Annotated in this window: 17 protein-coding genes and 2 pseudogenes; 15 read left to right on the top strand and 4 right to left on the bottom strand. The window is 66.4% G+C overall.

What is annotated here, in order from left to right; all coding sequences use genetic code 11:
* Positions 1-247 precede the first annotated feature (247 nt).
* The 6 genes from VJV41_RS03385 (at position 248) to VJV41_RS03360 (ending at position 8684) form a co-directional block, all read left to right on the top strand.
* Positions 248-2221: a S9 family peptidase gene (locus VJV41_RS03385; RefSeq protein WP_325331094.1), complete on the top strand. Its 1974-nt coding sequence runs from the start codon at positions 248-250 to the stop codon at positions 2219-2221.
* Positions 2222-2230: 9 nt separating this feature from the next.
* Positions 2231-3517, top strand: coding sequence for a trans-acting enoyl reductase family protein (locus tag VJV41_RS03380; protein ID WP_325331092.1), 1287 nt, complete (start codon positions 2231-2233; stop codon positions 3515-3517).
* 16 nt (positions 3518-3533) lie between these two features.
* Complete coding sequence (locus VJV41_RS03375) at positions 3534-4127, top strand: DUF937 domain-containing protein (RefSeq protein ID WP_325331090.1); 594 nt, start codon at positions 3534-3536, stop codon at positions 4125-4127.
* Positions 4128-4192: 65 nt separating this feature from the next.
* Positions 4193-6871 carry a valine--tRNA ligase gene (locus tag VJV41_RS03370; protein ID WP_325331088.1) on the top strand — a complete coding sequence of 893 codons (2679 nt, stop codon included), beginning with the start codon at positions 4193-4195 and terminating at the stop codon, positions 6869-6871.
* A complete protein-coding gene (gene folC / locus VJV41_RS03365; protein WP_325331086.1) occupies positions 6868-8274 on the top strand; it encodes a bifunctional tetrahydrofolate synthase/dihydrofolate synthase in 1407 nt (468 codons plus the stop codon). The genes VJV41_RS03370 and folC overlap by 4 nt, the downstream gene beginning before the upstream one ends.
* A gap of 74 nt (positions 8275-8348) precedes the next feature.
* On the top strand, positions 8349-8684 hold the full coding sequence (locus VJV41_RS03360; protein ID WP_414684873.1) for a DUF4233 domain-containing protein: 336 nt from the start codon (positions 8349-8351) through the stop codon (positions 8682-8684).
* Here the strand turns inward: VJV41_RS03360 and VJV41_RS03355 are convergent.
* A complete protein-coding gene (locus VJV41_RS03355) occupies positions 8681-9121 on the bottom strand; it encodes a DUF4383 domain-containing protein (RefSeq protein ID WP_325331082.1) in 441 nt (146 codons plus the stop codon). The two genes, VJV41_RS03360 and VJV41_RS03355, sit on opposite strands and share 4 nt — an antisense overlap.
* Positions 9122-9220: 99 nt before the next feature.
* Between VJV41_RS03355 and ndk the strand changes: the two genes are divergently transcribed.
* The 8 genes and pseudogenes from ndk (at position 9221) to proB (ending at position 17015) form a co-directional block, all read left to right on the top strand.
* On the top strand, positions 9221-9631 hold the full coding sequence (gene ndk / locus VJV41_RS03350) for a nucleoside-diphosphate kinase (protein ID WP_325331080.1): 411 nt from the start codon (positions 9221-9223) through the stop codon (positions 9629-9631).
* 295 nt (positions 9632-9926) lie between these two features.
* Entirely contained in the window at positions 9927-12638 is a 2712-nt protein-coding gene (locus VJV41_RS03345; protein WP_325331078.1) for an Rne/Rng family ribonuclease, read from the top strand.
* Between the two features lie 42 nt (positions 12639-12680).
* Positions 12681-13016: pseudogene (locus VJV41_RS28930) on the top strand (pyridoxamine 5'-phosphate oxidase family protein); the annotation flags it as partial.
* A complete protein-coding gene (locus VJV41_RS03335) occupies positions 12923-13423 on the top strand; it encodes a nitroreductase/quinone reductase family protein (RefSeq protein ID WP_325331076.1) in 501 nt (166 codons plus the stop codon). The pseudogene VJV41_RS28930 and the gene VJV41_RS03335, both read left to right, overlap by 94 nt.
* Positions 13424-13782: 359 nt before the next feature.
* Positions 13783-14094: a 50S ribosomal protein L21 gene (gene rplU / locus VJV41_RS03330; RefSeq protein WP_325331074.1), complete on the top strand. Its 312-nt coding sequence runs from the start codon at positions 13783-13785 to the stop codon at positions 14092-14094.
* Positions 14095-14140: 46 nt separating this feature from the next.
* Positions 14141-14398, top strand: coding sequence for a 50S ribosomal protein L27 (gene rpmA / locus VJV41_RS03325; protein ID WP_325331072.1), 258 nt, complete (start codon positions 14141-14143; stop codon positions 14396-14398).
* A gap of 74 nt (positions 14399-14472) precedes the next feature.
* Positions 14473-15918 carry a GTPase ObgE gene (gene obgE / locus VJV41_RS03320; RefSeq protein WP_325331070.1) on the top strand — a complete coding sequence of 482 codons (1446 nt, stop codon included), beginning with the start codon at positions 14473-14475 and terminating at the stop codon, positions 15916-15918.
* Complete coding sequence (gene proB, locus VJV41_RS03315; RefSeq protein ID WP_325331068.1) at positions 15915-17015, top strand: glutamate 5-kinase; 1101 nt, start codon at positions 15915-15917, stop codon at positions 17013-17015. Before obgE ends, proB begins: the two co-directional genes overlap by 4 nt.
* 99 nt (positions 17016-17114) lie before the next feature.
* Here the strand turns inward: proB and VJV41_RS03310 are convergent, their stop codons facing one another.
* From VJV41_RS03310 to VJV41_RS03300, 3 genes and pseudogenes are all read right to left on the bottom strand, one after another.
* Positions 17115-17951: an NAD-dependent protein deacetylase gene (locus tag VJV41_RS03310; protein WP_325331066.1), complete on the bottom strand. Its 837-nt coding sequence runs from the start codon at positions 17949-17951 to the stop codon at positions 17115-17117.
* A 144-nt stretch (positions 17952-18095) separates the two neighbouring features.
* A pseudogene (locus VJV41_RS03305) lies at positions 18096-18536 on the bottom strand (Hsp20/alpha crystallin family protein); the annotation flags it as partial.
* A 109-nt stretch (positions 18537-18645) separates the two neighbouring features.
* Positions 18646-19185: an isochorismatase family cysteine hydrolase gene (locus tag VJV41_RS03300; protein WP_325331064.1), complete on the bottom strand. Its 540-nt coding sequence runs from the start codon at positions 19183-19185 to the stop codon at positions 18646-18648.
* A 43-nt stretch (positions 19186-19228) separates the two neighbouring features.
* Between VJV41_RS03300 and VJV41_RS03295 the strand changes: the two genes are divergently transcribed.
* Positions 19229-21271, top strand: coding sequence for an NAD(+) synthase (locus VJV41_RS03295; protein ID WP_325331062.1), 2043 nt, complete (start codon positions 19229-19231; stop codon positions 21269-21271).
* Positions 21272-21364: the final 93 nt, after the last annotated feature.

The raw sequence follows: 21364 nt of genomic DNA, 5'->3' as shown, positions 1-21364 counted from the left end.
GTCGAACGTAGCGTCTATTGCGGTCACGCCTACCTGTTCCAGCGCCCTGAGCCGCGCCGCGACGCGATCCCGCGGGGCTCCGGTCTTGTCGACGATGCCCGAGAAACGACGGTTACCCAGCGCAAGCTCGCGAACGATCAGCAGCGACGCGGCGATCGGACACACCCGTCAAACTCACTAGCTCGCCGAGACTGCGGCGAGATCGCGAATTTGCGCTTGATGGCGATCTGTGCGCAGTCTCGACGACATGCTGACGACGCCATTCGACGACCTCGACGAATTCCTCGCCTTACCGCGCGTCTCCGGCCTCGCGGTGTCGCCGGACGGGTCACGGGTGGTCACGACGATCGCCGAACTCAACGACAAGCGCACCGAGTTCGTCACCGCAATCTGGGAACTCGACCCGGACGGGCAACTGCCGGCGCGTCGGCTCACCCGCGGCGCGAAGGGCGAGTCGTCGCCGGCGTTCACGTTCGACGGCGACCTGCTGTTCGTGGCGGCCCGACCCTCCGAGGACGACGACAAGCCGCCCGCGTCGTTGTGGCGGCTGCCCGCCGCCGGTGGGGAAGCGGTCGAGGCCCTGGTGCTGCCGGGCGCCATCGACGGAGTCCGCACCGCGCGTGAGGCCGCCGCCACGGTCGCCTCCGCGAAGCTGCTGCGGTCGGCTTCCGGCGTCGACGAGGACAAGCGACTTCGGGCACTGCGGAAGGACAGCAAGGTGTCGGCGGTGCTGCACAACGGCTATCCGGTGCGGTACTGGGATCACGACCTCGGGCCGGACCACTCGCATCTGCTCGACGTCGACGGACCGCGTGACCTGACCCCGCAGCCCAGAGATGCGTTGCGCGAGGCGGACTTCGACGTCAGCGCGGACGGCTCCTTCATCGTCACGTCCTGGCACGCACCTGCGGCCAAAGCGTCCATCCGCAGCACCCTCGTCCGCATCGACATGGCCACCGCGGCGCGCGCCATCATCGCCGACGACCCCGACGCCGACCTGGAATTGCCGGCTATCTCACCCGACGGCACGGCGGTGGCCTTCACCCGCGAAACGCATTCGACCCCAGGCAAGGCCCCGCGAATCACGCTGTGTCACATGCAATTCGGAGAGCCGCCCGTCGATGTGACGGCCGATTGGGACCGCTGGCCGACGTCAGTCGCGTGGTCTGCCGACGGCGCATCGCTGATCGTCACCGCCGACGACAACGGGCGCGGCCCGATCTATGCAGTTGACCCGTCGACCGGCGAGGTCGGCCGGCTCACCGATGACGACTACACCTACGCCGACGTGCGCACCGCCCCGGGTGGCGTGATCTTTGCGATGCGCAGTTCATATGCGACGCCACCGCATCCAGTGCGGATCGACCCGGACGGCGTCGTGACGGAATTGCCATGCGTGGAATCGCCCCAGCTGCCCGGCGTACTGAGCGAGGTGATCGCGACCACCGACGACGGTCAGGCCGTTCGGTCGTGGCTCGCGCTGCCGCAGGTCGAAGAGCCCGCGCCACTGCTGCTCTGGGTGCACGGCGGCCCGCTGGCCAGCTGGAACTCCTGGCATTGGCGGTGGAATCCATGGCTGCTCGTCGCCCGGGGCTATGCCGTGCTGATGCCCGACCCTGCACTGTCCACCGGTTACGGCCAGGACTTCATCCAGCGTGGCTGGGGCGCATGGGGTTTCGCGCCATACACGGACCTGATTGCGGCGACCGACGCGGCGTGTGCGCATCCGCGGGTCGACGAAACGCGCACCGCCGCGATGGGAGGCTCGTTCGGCGGCTACATGGCGAACTGGATCGCCGGACATACCGACCGGTTCGACGCGATCGTCACCCACGCCAGCCTTTGGGCACTCGATCAGTTCGGACCGACCACCGACGGCGCGTACTGGTGGTCCCGCGAGATGACGCCGGAAATGGCCGACCGGAACTCGCCACACCGGTTCGTCGGCCAGATTCGCACCCCGATGCTGGTCATCCACGGCGACAAGGACTATCGCGTGCCGATCGGTGAGGCGCTGCGGCTGTGGTACGAGCTGCTCGCCGAGTCCGGCCTGCCCGCCGCCGACGACGGCACAAGTCCGCACCGATTCCTCTACTTCCCGTCGGAAAACCACTGGGTGCTTTCCCCACAGCACGCCAAGCTGTGGTACCAGGTGGTGACCGCCTTCCTGGCCCGTCACGTGCTGGATGAGGACATCGAGCTGCCGGAGATGCTCGGGTAGCGTCGACACATGAGCGCACCGGAGCCGCCCGGCCGGCGACATTCAGAACACCAGCGTGAATTCGACATCGCTTTATACGGCGCGACGGGTTTCGTCGGGAAACTGACCGCCGACTATCTGGCAAAGGCCGGCGGGGATGCCCGCATCGCGCTGGCCGGTCGGTCGCAGGACAAGCTGCTGGCCGTCAAGGAGACACTGGGGGAGGCGGCGCAGAGTTGGCCGCTGATCGCCGCAGACGCGTCGGATCCGTCGAGTCTCAATGCGATGGCCGCCCGGACGCAGGTGGTGGTGACGACGGTGGGGCCCTATGTGCGGTACGGATTGCCGTTGGTTGCTGCCTGCGCAGCGGCCGGAACGGATTATGCCGATCTGACGGGTGAGTCGATCTTCGTCCGCGAAAGCATCGATCTGTATCACAAAGAGGCCGTGGATACCGGCGCGCGAATTGTGCATTCGTGTGGATTCGATTCCATTCCTTCGGATCTCACCGTTTATGCACTCTATCGACGCGCCGAACAGGACGGGGCAGGTCAGCTCGGCGACACCAACCTGGTGGTGCGCTCATTCGCCGGAGGCGTGTCCGGCGGCACCGTCGCCTCGATGTTGGAACTCATGCGTACGGCATCAACCGACCCCGAGGCGAGGCGGCTGATGAACGACCCTTACACGCTGACTCCTGATCGCGGCGCGGAACCCGAACTCGGTGCACAGCCCGATATTCGATGGCGTCGTGGCCGTGAGATCGCCCCCGAACTCGACGGCTACTGGATCGGAGCGTTCGTGATGGCCGCGGCGAACACACGAGTTGTCCGCCGCTCCAACGCCTTACTCGACTACGCATACGGCCGCAGGTTCGAGTACGCGGAGCAGCTGAGCATGGGTCGCTCGTTCGCGGCGCGGGTGGCCGCAGCGATGGCCACCGGCGGAAACGCGGCGACCATGGCTCTCGGCAGCCGCTATTTCAACCGGCTGCCGACCAAACTCGTCGAGCGCATCGTCCCCAAGCCAGGCACCGGCCCCAGCGAACGGGCTCGCGAACAGGGTCACTACACCGTCGAGACGTACACCACCACAACTTCTGGCGCGCGTTACCGGGCCACCATGTCCCAGAAGGGTGACCCCGGTTACAAGGCGACGTCGGTGCTGCTCGGCGAGAGCGGCTTGGCGCTGGCGCTGGACCGTGACCGGCTGTCGGATCGGCGCGGCGTCCTCACACCCGCCACGGCGATGGGCGACGTATTGATGGCCCGATTCCCCGGTGCCGGTGTGAAATTGGAGACTGAGCAATTGAATTGACCTACTGTCATTAGTCATGCCTGATCTCGACGAACTCTTCAACCAAATTCCCACGCAAGAGATTGCAACCAAGTTAGGCGCCGACGAAGCCGAAGTGACCAGCGCCGTCCAGACGCTTGTTCCGGTGCTGGTCGGCGGCCTTCAGCAGAATGCTCAAGATCCAGACGCGGCGTCGAAGATCGAGTCCGCGGCCAACAACCACGCCGCCAGCGGTCTACTCGACGGCGGAGTGAGCGTCGACCAGGTCGACGAGGCCGACGGCTCCAAGGCCGTCGCCAGGATCTTCGGCGGCAATGACACCAATCAGGTCGCCTCGGCGTTGGCAAGTGGCGGCGCGGGCAACAGCGACCTGATCAAGAAGTTGCTTCCCATCTTGGCGCCGATCGTGCTGGCCTATATCGGCAAGCAGCTGACCAAGGGTCAGGCACCTGCCGAACCCCAGGGCCAGCCCGGCGGTGGTGGCCTCGGCGACGTGCTGGGCAGCATCCTTGGTGGGTCGGGCGGGGGCGGGAACAATCCGCTCGGCAGCATCCTGGGCAGCGTGCTCGGTGGCAATCAGGGCGGTGCGCTCGGCGACATCCTCGGTGGCCTGCTCGGCGGCAAGAAGTAGTACGCCCGCGAGTCGGCAAGACCTGCCCTGATTGGCGGACGTGCCGGACTCCATAGAATGGCGCGGTGACCGCCAGCGCTCGATCTGATTCCGGCGACCCGCCGGCGACTGCCCTGCCCAAGTCGTGGGACCCGGGCGCGGTGGAAGGTGAGCTGTACGAGGGCTGGGTCAAGGCCGGCTACTTCAAGGCCGACCCGTCCAGCGCCAAGCCCGCCTACTCCATCGTGCTGCCCCCGCCGAACGTGACGGGCAGCCTGCACATGGGCCACGCGCTCGACCACACGCTGATGGACGCGCTGACGCGGCGCAAGCGCATGCAGGGCTATGAAGTGCTGTGGCTGCCAGGCATGGACCACGCGGGTATCGCCACGCAGACCGTGGTGGAAAAGCAGCTCGCCGTCGACGGCAAAGCCAAAGAGGACTTCGGTCGCGAGCTGTTCATCGACAAGATCTGGGACTGGAAGCACGAATCCGGCGGCACCATCGCCGCGCAGATGCGCCGGCTTGGCGACGGCGTGGACTGGAGCCGCGACCGGTTCACGATGGACGACGGTTTGTCGCGGGCGGTCCGCACGATCTTCAAGCGGCTGTTCGACGCAGGGTTGATCTACCGCGCCGAGCGGCTGGTGAACTGGTCACCCGTGCTGGAGACCGCCGTGTCCGACCTGGAGGTCAAGTACGAAGAAGTCGAAGGCGAGCTGGTGTCGTTCCGGTACGGCTCGCTGCGCGACGACCAACCGCACATCGTGGTCGCCACCACCCGAGTGGAGACCATGCTCGGGGACACGGCGATCGCGGTACACCCCGACGACGAGCGCTATCGGCATCTGGTCGGCACGACGTTGCCTCATCCGTTCCTCGACCGTCCGCTGATCATCGTCGCGGACGAACACGTGGATCCCGAATTCGGCACGGGTGCAGTCAAAGTCACGCCCGCCCATGATCCGAACGACTTCGAGATCGGGCTGCGCCACCAACTGCCGATGCCGTCGATCTTGGACACAAAGGCGCGGATTATCGACACCGGCACCGAATTCGACGGCCTGGACCGTTTCGAGGCCCGGGTCAAAGTCCGCGAGGCGCTGGCTCAGCAAGGCCGCATCGTGGCGGAGAAACGTCCGTACCTGCACAGCGTCGGGCATTCCGAGCGCAGCGGTGAGGTGATCGAACCGCGGCTGTCCATGCAGTGGTGGGTGAAGGTCGAATCACTGGCCAAGGCCGCCGGCGACGCAGTTCGCAACAAAGACACCATGATTCACCCGCCCAGCCAGGAGCCGCGCTGGTTCGCCTGGGTCGACAACATGCACGACTGGTGCATCTCACGGCAGCTTTGGTGGGGCCATCGCATCCCGATATGGCACGGCCCTAACGGCGAGACCGTCTGCGTCGGGCCCGACGAGACCCCGCCGGAGGGCTGGGAGCAGGACGCCGACGTGCTCGACACCTGGTTCTCGTCGGCGCTGTGGCCGTTCTCCACGATGGGCTGGCCCGACCACACGGCTGAACTGGCGAAGTTCTACCCGACCACGGTGCTGGTGACCGGCTACGACATCCTGTTCTTCTGGGTCGCGCGGATGATGATGTTCGGCACCTTCGTCGCCGACGATCCCGCGATCACCCTCGAAGGCAAGCGCGGGCCGCAGGTCCCGTTCGAGAATGTCTTCCTGCACGGCCTGATCCGCGACGAGTTCGGCCGCAAGATGAGCAAGTCGCGCGGCAACGGCATCGACCCGCTGGACTGGGTCGAGAAGTTCGGTGCCGACGCACTGCGGTTCACCCTCGCGCGCGGCGCCAGCCCCGGCGGTGACCTGTCGATCGGCGAGGACCACGCCCGCGCGTCGCGCAACTTCGCCACCAAGCTGTTCAACGCGACGCGGTTTGCGTTCATCAACGGGGCCGCCCCGGCCCCACTGCCCGAGGCCGCCGAGCTCACCGACGCCGACCGGTGGATCCTGGGCAGGCTGGAAGAGGTTCGCGCCGAAGTGGATTCGGCGTTCGACAGTTACGAGTTCAGCCGGGCGTGTGAGGCGCTATACCACTTCGCGTGGGACGAGTTCTGCGACTGGTACGTCGAGCTGGCCAAGGTTCAGTTGGCCAGCCAAGACGGCCAAGTCATCGCCCACACGACCGCGGTGCTGGCCGGGGTGCTGGACACGTTGCTCAAGCTGCTGCATCCGGTGATGCCGTTCGTCACCGAAGTGCTGTGGAAGACGCTCACCGGCAGCGAGTCCATTGTCATTGCCGATTGGCCGCAGCCGTCCGGCTTCGACGTGGAACCCGTTGCGGCGCAACGTGTTGATGACATGCAAAAGCTGATCACCGAGGTCCGCCGGTTCCGCAGCGACCAGGGGCTGGGCGATCGGCAGAAGGTGCCCGCGCGGCTGTCTGACATCGACAGTGCCGATCTGGCCGCGCAGGTCCCCGCGGTGAGATCGCTGGCCTGGCTGACCGCCGCCGAGGACGGCTTCACTCCGTCGGCCGCCGTGGAGGTCCGGTTGTCGCAGGGCACGGTCGTCGTCGAGCTCGACACCTCGGGCACCGTCGACGTCGCCGCCGAGCGGCGCCGCCTCGAAAAGGATCTCGCCGCCGCGGAGAAGGAACTCGCGGGAACCACCAGCAAGCTGGGCAACGACGCCTTCGTGGCCAAGGCGCCTGCTGACGTCGTCGACAAGATCCGCTCCCGCCAGCAGTTGGCCCGTGAAGAGGTCGACCGGATCACGGCGAGGCTGGCCGGCCTCACATGACGGAACTCGTCCCGACGCCGGACGAAATCGCATCGTTGCTTCAGGTCGAGCACCTGCTCGACCAGCGTTGGCCGGAAACAAAACTCGAGCCGAGCACTGCTCGCATCTCGGCACTGCTGGAGATGCTCGGCTCGCCGCAGCTCGGCTATCCGTCGATCCACATCGCCGGCACCAACGGCAAGACGTCGGTGGCGAGGATGGTCGACGCGCTGCTGGCCGCCTTTAGCCGCCGCACCGGCCGCACCACCAGCCCGCACCTGCAGTCGGCCGTCGAACGCATCTCGATCGACGGCAAGCCGATCAGCCCGGCGCAGTATGTGGCGACCTACCGCGAGATCGAACCGTTCGTGCAGCTGGTCGACCAGCAGTCGCAGGCGGCCGGCGGCCCCGCGATGAGCAAGTTCGAGGTCGTCACCGGGATGGCGTTCGCGGCGTTCGCGGACGCGCCGGTCGAGGTGGCCGTCATCGAGGTCGGCCTTGGTGGGCGCTGGGATGCCACCAATGTCGTCAACGCGCCCGTTGCCGTCGTCACGCCGATCGGGGTGGACCACACCGAGTACCTGGGCGACACGATCGCCGAGATCGCCGGCGAGAAGGCCGGGATCATCACCAAGCAGGACGACGACCTCGTGCCGACCGAGACCGTCGCCGTTATCGGCCGCCAGGTGCCCGATGCGATGGAAGTGCTTCTGGCGCAAGCGGTTCGCGCCGACGCGGCCGTCGCACGCGAGGACTCCGAATTCGCGGTGGTCAGCAGGCAGATTGCAGTTGGCGGCCAGCTCCTGGAACTGCAGGGCCTCGGCGGCATCTACTCGGAGATCTTCCTGCCGCTACACGGTGAGCATCAGGCGCACAATGCGGTGCTCGCGCTCGCCGCCGTCGAGGCGTTCTTCGGTGCGGGGTCACAGCGACAACTCGACATCGACGCGGTGCGTGCGGGCTTCGCCTCCGTCACAAGCCCCGGCCGCCTCGAGCGGATGCGCAGCGCCCCAACGGTTTTCATCGACGCGGCGCACAACCCGGCCGGGGCCGCCGCACTGGCGCAGACCCTGTCCGAGGAGTTCGACTTCCGATTCGTTGTCGGGGTCATCGCAGTGATGGCCGACAAGGATGTCGACGGCATCCTGGCTGCGCTCGAGCCGGTTTTCGACCAGGTCATCGTGACGCACAACGGTTCGCCGCGTGCCCTCGAGGTGGAGGCGTTGGCACTGCGTGCCGAAGAGCGGTTCGGACCGGAGCGGGTGATCACGGCGGCGACTCTGCCGGACGCGATCGAAACAGCCACCGCGCTAGTGGAGGAATACGGCACCGAAGAGGCTCTGGCGGGCGGGGGGATCGTCATCACGGGCTCGGTCGTCACCGCCGGGGCGGCGCGCTCGCTGTTCGGGAAGGATCCGCAGTGACCGACCAGCCCGCGCGCAAGCCCGATGTCGCCGGCCAGGCGGCTCCGGATCCGTGGCGCAGCTTCCGCGGTGTCATGGCCGGCACGCTGATCCTCGAAGCGATCGTGGTGCTTCTGGCGTTGCCGGTGGTCGTGGTCTCCCATGGCGGGCTGACGCCGTTGACCGGAACCTATTTGATCGGGCTGGCTGTCCTGCTGGTGCTGCTGGCCGGTGTGCAGGGCCGGCCCTGGGCCATCTGGGTCAACCTCGGAGTCCAGGTGGTGCTCATCGCGGGCTGGGCGGTGCACGGCGCGGTCGGCTTCATCGGCGTCATCTTCGCCGGGGTGTGGCTACTGATCCTCTATCTACGCAACGAGGTGCTGCGCCGGCAGAAGCGCGGACTCCTGCCGGGGCAGCAGCCTCCTGACTAGGCGTTGACAGGGCGTCGGCCCAGCACGAACCCCAACACCAGCATGCCGACGGCCAGCACCAGGTGCAGCCAGTTGTCGGCGGAGTCGATCGGAACGAAATTGGCCGCGCTCTCGTGGTCGATGATCAACCCGTAGATCGACAGCAGTAGGTAAATCACCCCGGAGACGATGAGGTACCCGCGCGCGCCGCTGAAGGTGCGGGCGAACACCAGGCCCGCAATGCCGAATGCCAGGTGCACGATGTTGTGCAGGACCGAGATACCGAAGATGCCAAGCAACTTCGCTCCCGATTCGTGGCCGGCGAAGTCGAGCATGTCGTAGTGGGTGGTGACGCCCGGAATGAAGCCCAGCACGCCGGGAACCAGGAACGCCACGCCAACGACGAGCGCCGCGATCTGCACCGGCGTCCAGCGCGTCCGGATCTGTTGTGTTGCCATCGGTATGCCTTTCTGATGTGGTCGCCGGCGTTCGCCGGTCGTCCTGTATTCGGCGCCGGGGTGGTCGTGGATGGGTCACTTCCGGCTAGGCTGTCGGCCGTGACTGAGCGGACCCTCGTATTGATCAAGCCCGACGGCGTGCAGCGGCGCCTGGTCGGAGAGATCCTGAGCCGGATCGAACGCAAGGGCCTGACCATCGCGGCCCTAGAGCTCAAGGATGTCGGCGACGACCTCGCTCGCCGGCACTACGCCGAGCATGACGGCAAGCCCTTCTTCCCGTCGCTTCTGGAATTCATCACCTCGGGACCCGTGGTCGCGGCCATCGTGGAGGGCCCGCGAGCGATTGCCGCGTTTCGCCAGATCGCCGGCGCAACCGATCCGGTTGAGAAGGCCTCGCCCGGCACTATCCGCGGTGACCTGGCACTTGTCACGCAAGACAACCTCGTCCACGGGTCGGATTCGCCCGAGTCGGCGGCACGGGAAATCGAGCTCTGGTTCCCCGGCGAATAGCCAGCTCACGCGGGATGGTCGGTCCCGGACGCGTGATGTGGGATACTAAGGACGGGTAGCCGGCCATAAACCAGGGCCGGACACCCGAATGAAGACTTAGACGAGCGCGACCATCGCCACCCGCGGTGCGGCGCCGACCGTCCAGCCATCATTCAGACCGGCACCGAGACGGTTCCGAAGTGGGACCCCTCGGGGCGAGACCATAACAAGCTCGGGTGAAGTGACCCGAGTCCATAGCGAAAGCCCTCGCGTGGCCGCGTCAGACACGACGCGCCCGGGGGCTTGAGGAGAATACGTGGCCGACGATGCCCCTACCCAGGACCTATCAGAAGAGACTCAGCACGCGGAGGACTCACCGCAGGCGCAAGAGGATTCCCAGCCGGACCAGCTGAGCCTGGATTCTCCGGCCGACGGTCCCGATGCTTCCGACGCCGAGGATGAGCCCGACGTGAGCGTGGACGGCGACGAGCCGGAGTCGCGGCTGATCCTTGAGACCGCTGCGCCGACCGAGCGGGCGGATTACCTCCCGCTGTTCGTCGCGCCGCAGCCGGTGACGTTCGAGTACGACTCGGACGACGAGGACGAGGACGACGACAGCGATGACGTCGGCCGCGACGTCGACGACGAGACCTCGGACCGGCCCGCCGGCCGCCGCCGTCGCCGCGGCCGTCGCGGCCGCGGTCGTGGTCGCGGCGAGCAGGGTGGCGACGACTCCGACAGCGACAGTGACGACAGGCAGTCTGACCAGGATTCCGGCGACGAGTCCGACGAATCCGACGAGGACAGCGGCGACGAGGACAGCACCGGCACCGAGGGCGGCACCCGCCGTCGCCGTCGCCGTCGCCGTCGCAAGTCCGGCTCGGGTGACGACAACGACAACAGCTCGCCGGATGATCCGCCCAACACCGTCGTGCACGAGCGTGAGCCCCGTCAGTCGACGAAGGCTGACAAGGATAACGGCGAGATCCAGGGCATTTCGGGATCGACCCGGCTAGAGGCCAAACGCCAGCGCCGCCGCGACGGCCGCGACGCGGGCCGTCGTCGCCCGCCAATCCTGTCCGAGGCCGAGTTCCTTGCCAGGCGCGAGGCCGTCGAACGGACGATGGTGGTGCGCGACAAGGTTCGCAGCGAGCCGCCGCACGAAGGCGCCCGCTACACCCAGATCGCAGTGATGGAAGACGGCGTCGTCGTCGAACATTTCGTGACATCGGCGGCTCAGACGTCGCTGGTCGGCAACATCTACCTCGGCATCGTGCAGAACGTGCTGCCGTCGATGGAGGCCGCGTTCGTCGACATCGGCCGCGGCCGCAACGGCGTGCTCTACGCCGGCGAGGTGAACTGGGAGGCCGCGGGCCTCGGCGGGGCTCAGCGCAAGATCGAGCAAGCCCTCAAGCCCGGCGACTACGTCGTAGTGCAGGTGAGCAAGGACCCGGTCGGCCACAAGGGTGCGCGGTTGACCACGCAGGTTTCGCTGGCCGGCCGCTATCTCGTGTACGTGCCGGGCGCATCGTCGACGGGCATCAGCCGCAAGCTTCCCGACACCGAGCGGCAGCGGCTCAAGGAGATCCTGCGCGAGGTGGTGCCATCGGATGCCGGCGTGATCATCCGCACGGCGTCGGAAGGCGTTAAGGAAGACGACATCCGCTCCGATGTCGAGCGCTTGCAGAAGCGGTGGTCGGAGATCGAGGCCAAGGCCGCCGACACCACCCAGAAGAAGGCCGGCGCGGCGGTCGCGCTCTACGAAGAGCCCGACGTGCTGGTCAAGGTGATCCGCGACCTGTTCAACGAAGACTTCACCGGGCTGATCGTCTCAGGCGACGATGCATGGAACACGATCAACGAATATGTGAATTCCGTTGCGCCCGAGCTGGTTCCGCGTATGACGAAGTACGAGCCCGCTGGAGATATTGGTGGCCAGGCGGGCCCAGACGTGTTCGCCGTGCACCGCATCGACGAGCAGTTGACCAAGGCGATGGACCGTAAGGTGTGGCTGCCGTCGGGCGGCACGCTGGTCATCGATCGCACCGAGGCGATGACCGTGGTCGACGTGAACACCGGAAAGTTCACCGGGTCGGGCGGCAATCTGGAACAGACCGTCACCCGCAACAACCTCGAAGCGGCCGAGGAGATCGTCCGTCAGCTGCGGCTGCGCGACATCGGCGGCATCGTCGTCATCGACTTCATCGACATGGTGCTGGAATCCAACCGGGATCTGGTGCTGCGCAGGCTGACCGAAGCGCTGGCCCGTGACCGCACCCGCCATCAGGTGTCGGAAGTCACGTCGCTTGGGTTGGTGCAGCTGACGCGAAAGCGGTTGGGCACCGGGCTGATTGAAGCATTCTCGACGCAGTGCACGCATTGCGGCGGGCGCGGGATCATGCTGCACGGCGATCCTGTGGACTCCACGAGCGCAACGGGGCGTAAGTCCGATACCGGTGGCCGCAAGGGTAAACGCGGCAAGCGAGGCAGTAAGCCCGAAGATGTCCCGGTGGTCAAGGTGCCCGCGCATCCCGCCGGCGAGCATCCGATGTTCAAGGCGATGGCCGCGGCCAATGGCAAGCACGAAGCCGAGGACACCGACGGCGAGGGCGAGGAGAAGAAGGCCGCCGAGGAGGTCGCCGAACTCGATCCGGACACCATCCGTAAGGCGATGATCGAGGCCGAGGACGAAGAACTCGAAGACGACGACTTCGACGAGTCCGACGAGGACGAGGACGAATCCGACGAAGACGAGATCGACCTGGACGCCGATGACGAAGACGACGACGACATCGACGACGATATCGAGGTCATCAACGGCGACTCCGACGACGACTCTGACGAAGAGGACTACGACGAAGACGAGTCCGATGAGTCCGATGAGGATGACGAAGACGAGTCCGACGACGAGGACGAGAACGAGGAACCCGACCGCGAGGAGTCACCGGCAGTTGTGACCGCACCGGGAGGCCGGCATCGTCGTCGCGCCGCCGCGCGTCCCGCGGGGCCGCCGATCCACGAAGGCTGAGCAGTGGCGTTCAGCGACGAGTAGTTCGCCTACCTTCAGTCGCAGCCGGTCGCGCGCCTGGCGACCGTCAACGAGGACGGACAGCCTGACGTGGTTCCGGTCGCGTTCGAACTCGACGGTTCCGACATCTGGGTCGGCGGCGTCGGCGCCGCCGTTCTGCGCACCCGCAAGTTCCGCAACATCGGCGCGGGCCGTGTTCGGGCTGAATCGCTACCCCGTCAGCTCCCAACAATTTCGGAAGAAGCTCCCCATTCGATAAGCCGCGCGAGCGTACGGTTCGCCCCATGCCGCTGCATTACGCCGACCCATACAAGAAGCACGGTCGCTTTCATAAGTTTCAAGAAAGTTTGGGCCGTTCGCGGCCAGGACAGTTCTTAGCGCACCACCTCTGGCCCCGCATCGACCCTTGGTTGTACCGCGCAACCGGCGGGCGCTATCCATCGATCCTTGGCGGGGTTTCCACAGCACCGCTGATGACCACGGGTGCAAAATCGGGTCAACAGCGAGAGCACCAAATCACCTACTTCCACGATGGACCCGATCCCATCGTGACCGCGTCAAACTACGGCGGCGCGAAGCACCCGCAGTGGTACTACAACCTCAAGGCACACCCAGAATGTGAACTGGGCGATGAGAAATTCCTGGCGACCGAGATCACCGACCCCGACGACTACGCACGCGTCTATGGGCTCGCGGAGCAGTACTACGCCGGTTGGAGCGACTATCGCCAGAAGACCGACCCGATTGGCCGTCACATTCCCGTCTTTCGCCTCAAGCCCAGCTAGCGCAAGTCAAACTGACCCACTACCCCGGTTCATTGCGCGGGCGCTGCGGGTCTACGGGGACGGCGAACCGCCGATCGAGCGGGTCGGCATGGTCGGGCCCGGCTGGTTCAGCCGGGTCGTCCCGCGGGTGTCATGGAGCTGGAATCTCGCGGGTGAACCAGCAGGAGAGCAGTGGTACGACGCCAATCAGACGGTGCACGAGCCGTGACCTGCGGTGATTTGACCCTATAGCCACGCCTCACGTACCCTGGACCAGTTGTCTTTCGGCTGATGCCGAGGACGGCGGGCCCATGTGGCTCCGCACCCCAGACCCGCGCACGCACCCACAGGTCGCGCGCGCCCGCAGAGCAGAGGAAACGATGGCGACGTACGCAATCGTCAAGACCGGCGGCAAGCAGTACAAGGTGGCCGTCGGAGACGTGGTCAAGGTCGAGAAGCTGGACTCCGAGCCCGGCGCCAAGGTTTCGCTGCCGGTCGCCCTGGTTGTCGATGGCGCGAACGTCACCAGCAGCGCCAAGGACCTGGAGAAGGTCGCCGTCACCGGCGAGGTGCTCGAGCACACCAAGGGCCCCAAGATCCGCATCCACAAGTTCAAGAACAAGACCGGCTACCACAAGCGGCAGGGTCACCGTCAGCAGCTGACGGTCCTCAAGGTCACCGGCATCGCGTGATGAGCCGCCAGGCGAAGAACAGACAGCAGAGGCGAGGGTCAATCTAATGGCACACAAGAAGGGCGCTTCCAGCTCACGTAACGGTCGCGACTCCGCCGCTCAGCGGCTGGGCGTCAAGCGGTTCGGCGGCCAGATCGTCAAGGCCGGCGAGATCCTTATCCGCCAGCGCGGCACCCACTTCCACCCCGGCGTCAACGTCGGCCGTGGCGGCGACGACACGCTGTTCGCCAAGTCTCCCGGCGCCGTCAAGTTCGGCGTCATCCGCGGCCGCAAGACGATCAGCGTCGTTCGACCAGAGGCCTAAACTTCGCGACTGTAGCGCTACGGCGGAGTCGCGAACGCTTTCCGGCCCGGCGTTACATTCGAAGGAGTTGTCCCATGCCCCGGTTTGTCGACCGCGTCGTGATCCACGCGCGGGCAGGCAATGGTGGTAACGGCTGCGCGTCGGTTCATCGCGAGAAATTCAAGCCGCTCGGCGGCCCTGACGGCGGCAACGGCGGCCGTGGCGGCAGCATCGTGCTGGTCGTCGACCCGCAGGTGCACACGCTGCTCGATTTTCACTTCCATCCCCATGTCGTGGCCCCATCGGGCAAGCAGGGCATGGGTGGCAACCGCGACGGGGCCGCAGGCGCGGACCTGGAGGTCAAGGTTCCCGACGGCACAGTCGTACTCGACGAGAACGGCCGATTGGTCGCCGACCTCGTCGGTGCGGGCACCCGCTTCGAAGCTGCCGCAGGCGGCCGCGGCGGACTCGGCAACGCCGCTCTGGCGTCGCGGGCCCGCAAGGCGCCCGGATTCGCGCTGCTCGGCGAGAAGGGCCAGATCCGCGATCTGACGCTGGAACTCAAGACCGTCGCCGATATCGGCCTGGTCGGGTTCCCGTCGGCCGGTAAGTCGTCGTTGGTGTCGGCCATCTCGGCGGCTAAACCGAAGATCGCCGATTACCCGTTCACCACGCTGGCGCCCAATCTGGGCGTGGTGTCGGCCGGCGAGCACACGTTCACCGTCGCCGACGTTCCCGGCCTGATTCCCGGTGCGTCCGAAGGCCGCGGCCTTGGCCTGGATTTCCTGCGGCACATCGAGCGGTGTGCGGTGCTGGTGCACGTCGTGGACTGCGCGACGCTGGAGCCTGGCCGCGACCCGATCTCCGATATCGATGCACTCGAGGCGGAGTTGGCCGCGTACACGCCGACGCTGCAGGGCGATTCGATACTGGGCGACCTGGCGGAGCGGCCTCGGGCGGTGGTGCTCAACAAGATCGACGTGCCGGATGCCCGCGAGCTGGCCGACTTCGTCCGCGACGAGATCGCTCGCCGGTTCGGCTGGCCGGTGTACGAGGTCTCCGCGGTTACGCGGGAGGGCTTGCGGCCGTTGACCTTTGCGCTGTGGGACATGGTGTCGGCCTACCGCGTGTCGCAGCCGCCGATCGTGCCGCGCCGGCCGGTAATCAGGCCGATTCCTGTGGACGAGAGTGGTTTCACCGTCGAGTCCGACGGCCAAGGCGGCTTCGTTGTGCGCGGCACGCGGCCCGAACGCTGGATCGGCCAAACGGATTTCGACAATGACGAGGCCGTCGGCTACCTCGGCGACCGGCTCGCGCGACTCGGCGTCGAGGACGAGCTTCTACGGCTGGGCGCCAAACCCGGCTGCGCGGTCACTATCGGCGACATGACCTTCGACTGGGAGCCACAGACTCCCGCCGGGGTGGACGTGCCGTTGTCCGGCCGCGGCACGGATGCGCGTCTGGAGCAGACGGATCGGGTGGGGGCGGCCGAGCGTAAGGTCGCCCGCCGCGAACGGCGCCGACCCGATGGCGACTCATGAGCCACCATCGCGAAGCCGTCCGCACGGCACGCAGCGTTGTCGTGAAGATCGGCACAACCGCGCTGACCACACCGTCCGGGGTGTTCGACGCCGGCCGGCTGGCCGTTTTGGCCGACGCCATCGAAGGCCGGATGAAGGCCGGCTCCGACGTGGTGATCGTGTCGTCGGGCTCGATAGCCGCCGGGATCGAACCGCTGCGGTTGACCAAGAGGCCCACCGATCTGGCGACCAAGCAGGCGGCGGCCAGCGTTGGTCAAGTGGCGCTGGTCAATTCGTGGAGCGCGGCGTTCGCTCGCTACGACCGCACCGTTGGCCAGGTGCTGTTGACGGCATACGACATTTCGATGCGGGTGTCACACACCAACGCCCAGCGCACGCTGGACCGGTTGCGGGCGCTGCACGCAGTCGCGATCGTCAACGAGAACGACACGGTGGCTACCAACGAGATCCGATTCGGCGACAACGACCGGCTCTCCGCGCTGGTCGCCCATCTCGTCGGCGCCGACGCGCTGGTGCTGCTGTCCGACATCGACGGCCTCTACGACTCGGACCCGCGAAAAGGCGACGCGCGCTTCATCTCCGAGGTTTCTGGGCCTGCCGACCTCGACGGTGTGGTGGCCGGCCAGGGCAGCCACCTCGGCACCGGCGGGATGGCCTCAAAGCTGTCGTCGGCTCTGCTGGCCGCCGACGCAGGTGTGCCGGTGCTGCTCGCGGCGGCGTCGGATGCGGCAACCGCATTGGCCGACGCGTCGGTCGGCACGGTGTTCGCGCCGCGGCCGGAACGGATGTCGGCGCGCAGGTTCTGGGTACGCTACGCGGCCGAGGCGGCGGGAGCATTGACGCTTGACGACGGGGCGGTGCGAGCCGTTGTGCGGCAACGGCGTTCACTGCTGCCTGCGGGTATCACCGCTTTGTCGGGCCGGTTCTACGGCGGCGACGTCGTCGAGCTTCGGTCACAGGACGCGACGATGGTGGCGCGTGGCGTGGTGGCCTACGACGCGGCTGAACTGGCGACGATGCTGGGCCGCTCGACATCAGACCTGCCGGCCGAACTGCGCCGAGCCGTCGTGCACGCCGACGACCTGGTCGCCGTCTAGGCGGTTTGTGCAGCGCGACCGGCACGGCGCTCACCGCCGCCAGAACTCCACAACTCACGGTTTGAGCTTGGCGAGCATCGATTTGATGGGCTCGGCCTTCTAGGCCGACTTCGCAACGGCCGGTAGTTCACCGGCCAGCAGCGCAAGCATTTCCGAGCAACCGTTGTCGACCTTCACCGTCGCGAGGTCGTCGCCGCGGGTTCGGCCGCGGTTGATGATCGCGATCGGCAGACCACGCGCGGCGGCCTGCCGCACGAAGCGGTATCCGGAGTAAACCGTCAGCGATGAGCCTGCGACCAGTAGCGCGTCAGCCTCGTCGATCAGTGAATACGCGTGCTCCACACGGTCTTTCGGCACGCTCTCACCGAAGTAGACGATATCGGGTTTGAGCATGCCCCCGCAGGCCAGACAGTCGACGATCCGAAACGAAGTCGTGTCCCCGACTATGGCGTCGGCGTCGGGTGCGACGGCAATGCCGCCGACCGCCTCTGCGCGTTCGACAAACCCAGGATTGGCGGCTTCGAGCAGCCCGGCCAGGGCCGTGCGCGTCATGGTGTGGGCGCAGTTCAGGCAGATCACCTGGGCATACGTGCCGTGCAGGTTGACCACCGTGCGGCTACCCGCCTTGGTGTGCAGCAGGTCGACATTCTGAGTGATCAACCCAGACACGACGCCGGCGTGCTCGAGTGCGGCCAGTGCACGGTGGCCGGCGTTGGGCAGTGTCTCGTCCATGTGGCGCCAGCCGATGTGGTTACGCGCCCAGTACCGCTGCCGAAACGCCGCATCCGAGGTGAACTGGCGGATGGTCATCGGATTGCTGGGCGGCGAGTCGGGCCCGCGGTAGTCGGGGATACCCGAATCCGTCGACATCCCGGCGCCGGTCAGCACCGCGACGCGGCGCCCCTGCAGCAAGGCGACGAGTTCGGGTGCTTCCACCCCTTCGAGGGTAGGCGATCAGGCCCCCGACTCGAGCTGAGGCTGATGCTCGCCGTCTGTGTGCTCATCGGACTCGTACGACTCGGACTCATCCTCATCGTCATCGTCATCGTCATCGTCATAGTCTTCGTCGTCGTCGGCAAGGATGGTTTCGACGATTTCGACTCGCTTCTCGGTCGGGTGGTCCTCGGCGAGCGGCACCGACACCGTGAGGATGCCCCGGTCGTAGATGGCACTGATGTCGTCCTCGTCGGCGCCCACGGGCAGCGCCACCGTCCGGGTGAACGAGCCGTAAGAGAACTCCGAGTGTCCGTTCGACTCACTCGTCTGAGTGCGCTCGGCCTTGATCGTGAGCTGGCCGTCGAGCACGGTCACCTCGATGCTCTCGGCCGGATCGACGCCGGGAACCTCTGCACGGACTTCGTAGAGCCCGTCCTTGTACTCGTCCTCGACCCGCAGCACGGTGCCGTCGAACAGCGGTCGCAAGCCGGCGAGGGCAGGCAAGCCAGAAAAGCCATTGAAGAGTTCGGACAGCTCGGGCAGCAACGAACGCGACTGACGTTGAACGGCAAGCTTATTCACGATTCCTCCTGGATTGGGTCTGCGGTTCACGATGCGCGATGCAATCAAAATCGCAGAATCGCCCACGGTGCGCGCGGGCGAACTGCAGACCAACACGAGGCAGCAAGGATCGTCAGTCCAGGCACTTCTGCGCCGGAACGATCTCGGCGTGCATGTTTTTGGCCATCATCGTCAACGCGGCGTCGCTGAGTTCGGGATCGATGTGCGCGACGGCATCCGGCGCGACGATGACCGGGAAGTGCCGCACATAGGCATCCAGCGCGCTGTAGAGGATGCACTGCTCGGTGACTTGGCCCGTGAGGATCAGTTTGCGTGTTTCGAGCCGGCGGAGCAGATAGTCGAGCGAGCTCGCGTAGAACGCGCTGTGCCGCACTTTGAGCAGCCTCAGGTAGTTCTGGTCCGGCGCAATCGGCTGCACGAGCTCGGGCCGCTGGCCGTCCAGCGCCGCGTCCACGACGTCGCGGAAATCGGCGTCGAAGTCGCCATAGTTGTCGTTGACGTAGATCAAGTCGACGTCGTCGCGTTCGCGGGCTCGCGAGACGAGCCCCGCCAGTGGATCGATGATGTCGGCGACATTGCGGGCGAGCGCGTCTGCGTCCTCGTGCTCATACGTGTTCAGCATGTCGATGACCAGCACCGCGACGTCACTCATGGGGAGTTGCATACCCCGATCCGTTTTCGGGCAACAATGAGGCATGGACTTCTACTCGGCGTACCGCCAGGGCTTTCTGCGGGTGGCCGCGTGCACACACCACACAGCGCTTGCCGACCCCGCGGCCAACGCCGAGTCGGTGCTGCGGCTGGCCCGTGACTGCCACGACGACAGCGTCGCGCTCGCGGTTTTTCCGGAGCTGACGCTGTCCGGCTACTCCATCGAGGACATCCTGATGCAGGATGCGCTGCTTGACGCGGTCGAGGAGGCTCTGGTCGAGGTTGTCGCTGCGTCGGCGGTGCTCCTGCCAGTGCTGGTCGTCGGAGCGCCGTTGCGCCGGGGTCATCGCATCTACAACACGGCCGTGGTCATCCACCGCGGGAGAATGCTGGGGGTGGTTCCGAAGTCGTATCTGCCGACATACCGGGAGTTCTACGAGCGCCGTCAGGTTGCCGCGGGTGATGACGAGCGAGGTGTGATCCGGCTCGGCGGCGCAGAGGTGCCGTTCGGGCCCGACCTGCTGTTCGCCGCCGCGGATATGCCGGGATTCGTGCTGCACGTCGAAATCTGCGAGGACATGTTCGTGCCGATCCCGCCGAGCGCGGAGGCCGCACTCGCGGGCGCGACGGTGCTTGCCAATCTTTCGGGCAGTCCGATCACCGTCGGGCGCGCCGAAGACCGTTGTCTGCTGGCGCGATCGGCGTCGTCACGCTGCCTGGCCGCGTACGTCTACGCCGCGGCCGGCGAAGGGGAGTCCACCACCGATCTGGCGTGGGACGGTCAGACGATGATCTGGGAGAACGGCGTGTTGCTCGCGCAATCCGAGCGGTTCCCCAGGGGGGAGCGGCGCTCGGTCGCCGACGTGGATCTCGAGCTGCTTCGCTCGGAACGGCTGCGGATGGGCACCTTCGATGACAACCGACGCCACCACCGCGTACCCGCGGAATCGTTCCGGCGCGTGGATTTTCAACTCGACCCGCCGACGGGTGACATCGGCTTGCGTCGCGAGGTCGAGCGATTCCCGTTCGTGCCGTCGGACGAGGCTCGGCTGGAACAGGATTGTTACGAGGCCTACAACATTCAGGTGGCGGGTCTGGAGCAACGGCTGCGCGCCCTGAACTACCCGAAGGTGGTCCTCGGACTCTCCGGCGGCTTGGACTCCACCCACGCGTTGATCGTCGCGGCCCGCGCGATGGACCGGGAAGGCCGGCCACGCAGCGATATTCTCGCATTCACGCTGCCGGGCTTCGCCACGGGCGAGCGCACGAAAAGCAACGCCATCCGGCTGGCCGAGGCGCTCGGCGTGTCGTTCGACACCATCGACATCAAGGCCACGGCCGAGTTGATGCTCAAGGAGATGGACCATCCGTTCGCGCGCGGCGAGAAGGTCTACGACGTCACGTTCGAGAACGTTCAGGCAGGCCTGCGCACCGACTACCTATTCCGGCTCGCCAATCAGCGGGGTGGGATCGTGCTGGGCACCGGCGACCTGTCCGAGCTGGCGCTGGGCTGGTCGACATACGGTGTGGGCGACCAGATGTCGCACTACAACGTCAACGGCGGTGTGCCCAAGACGTTGATCCAGCACTTGATCCGCTGGGTGATTTCGTCGCATCAGTTCGACGATGCGGTCAACGAGGTGCTTCAGTCGGTGCTCGACACCGAGATCACGCCTGAGCTGGTCCCGACGGGTGAGGAAGAAGAGATCCAAAGCAGCGAGGCCAAGGTCGGACCGTATGTGCTGCAGGACTTTTCACTGTTCCAGGTGCTGCGCTATGGCTTCCGCCCGTCCAAGGTCGCGTTCCTGGCCTGGCACGCGTGGAGCGATCCCGATCGCGGGGACTGGCCCGTCGGATTCCCCGAACACAAGCGGCCGGCCTACTCGCTGAAGGAGATACGGCACTGGCTGCAGGTGTTCGCGCAGCGGTTCTACTCGTTCAGCCAATTCAAGCGTTCAGCGCTGCCGAACGGGCCCAAGGTGTCCCACGGCGGCTCGCTCTCACCGCGCGGTGATTGGCGGGCGCCGTCGGACATGTCGGCGCGCACCTGGCTCGACGAGATCGAACGCGAAATCCCGGAGGACTGAGCGGCGCTAGCTGTCCGGCCCCCACTGGAGCCAACCGGCGCCTACCGCCGCGTCCGCCAGCACCCCGACCGTCGACCACCACCATTGACCGGT

This window comes from Mycobacterium sp. (assembly GCF_035274705.1).
Lineage (GTDB): Bacteria > Actinomycetota > Actinomycetes > Mycobacteriales > Mycobacteriaceae > Mycobacterium.
Note: the sequence above shows the minus strand (reverse complement) of the source record. Positions and strands in the feature narration are given on the sequence as shown.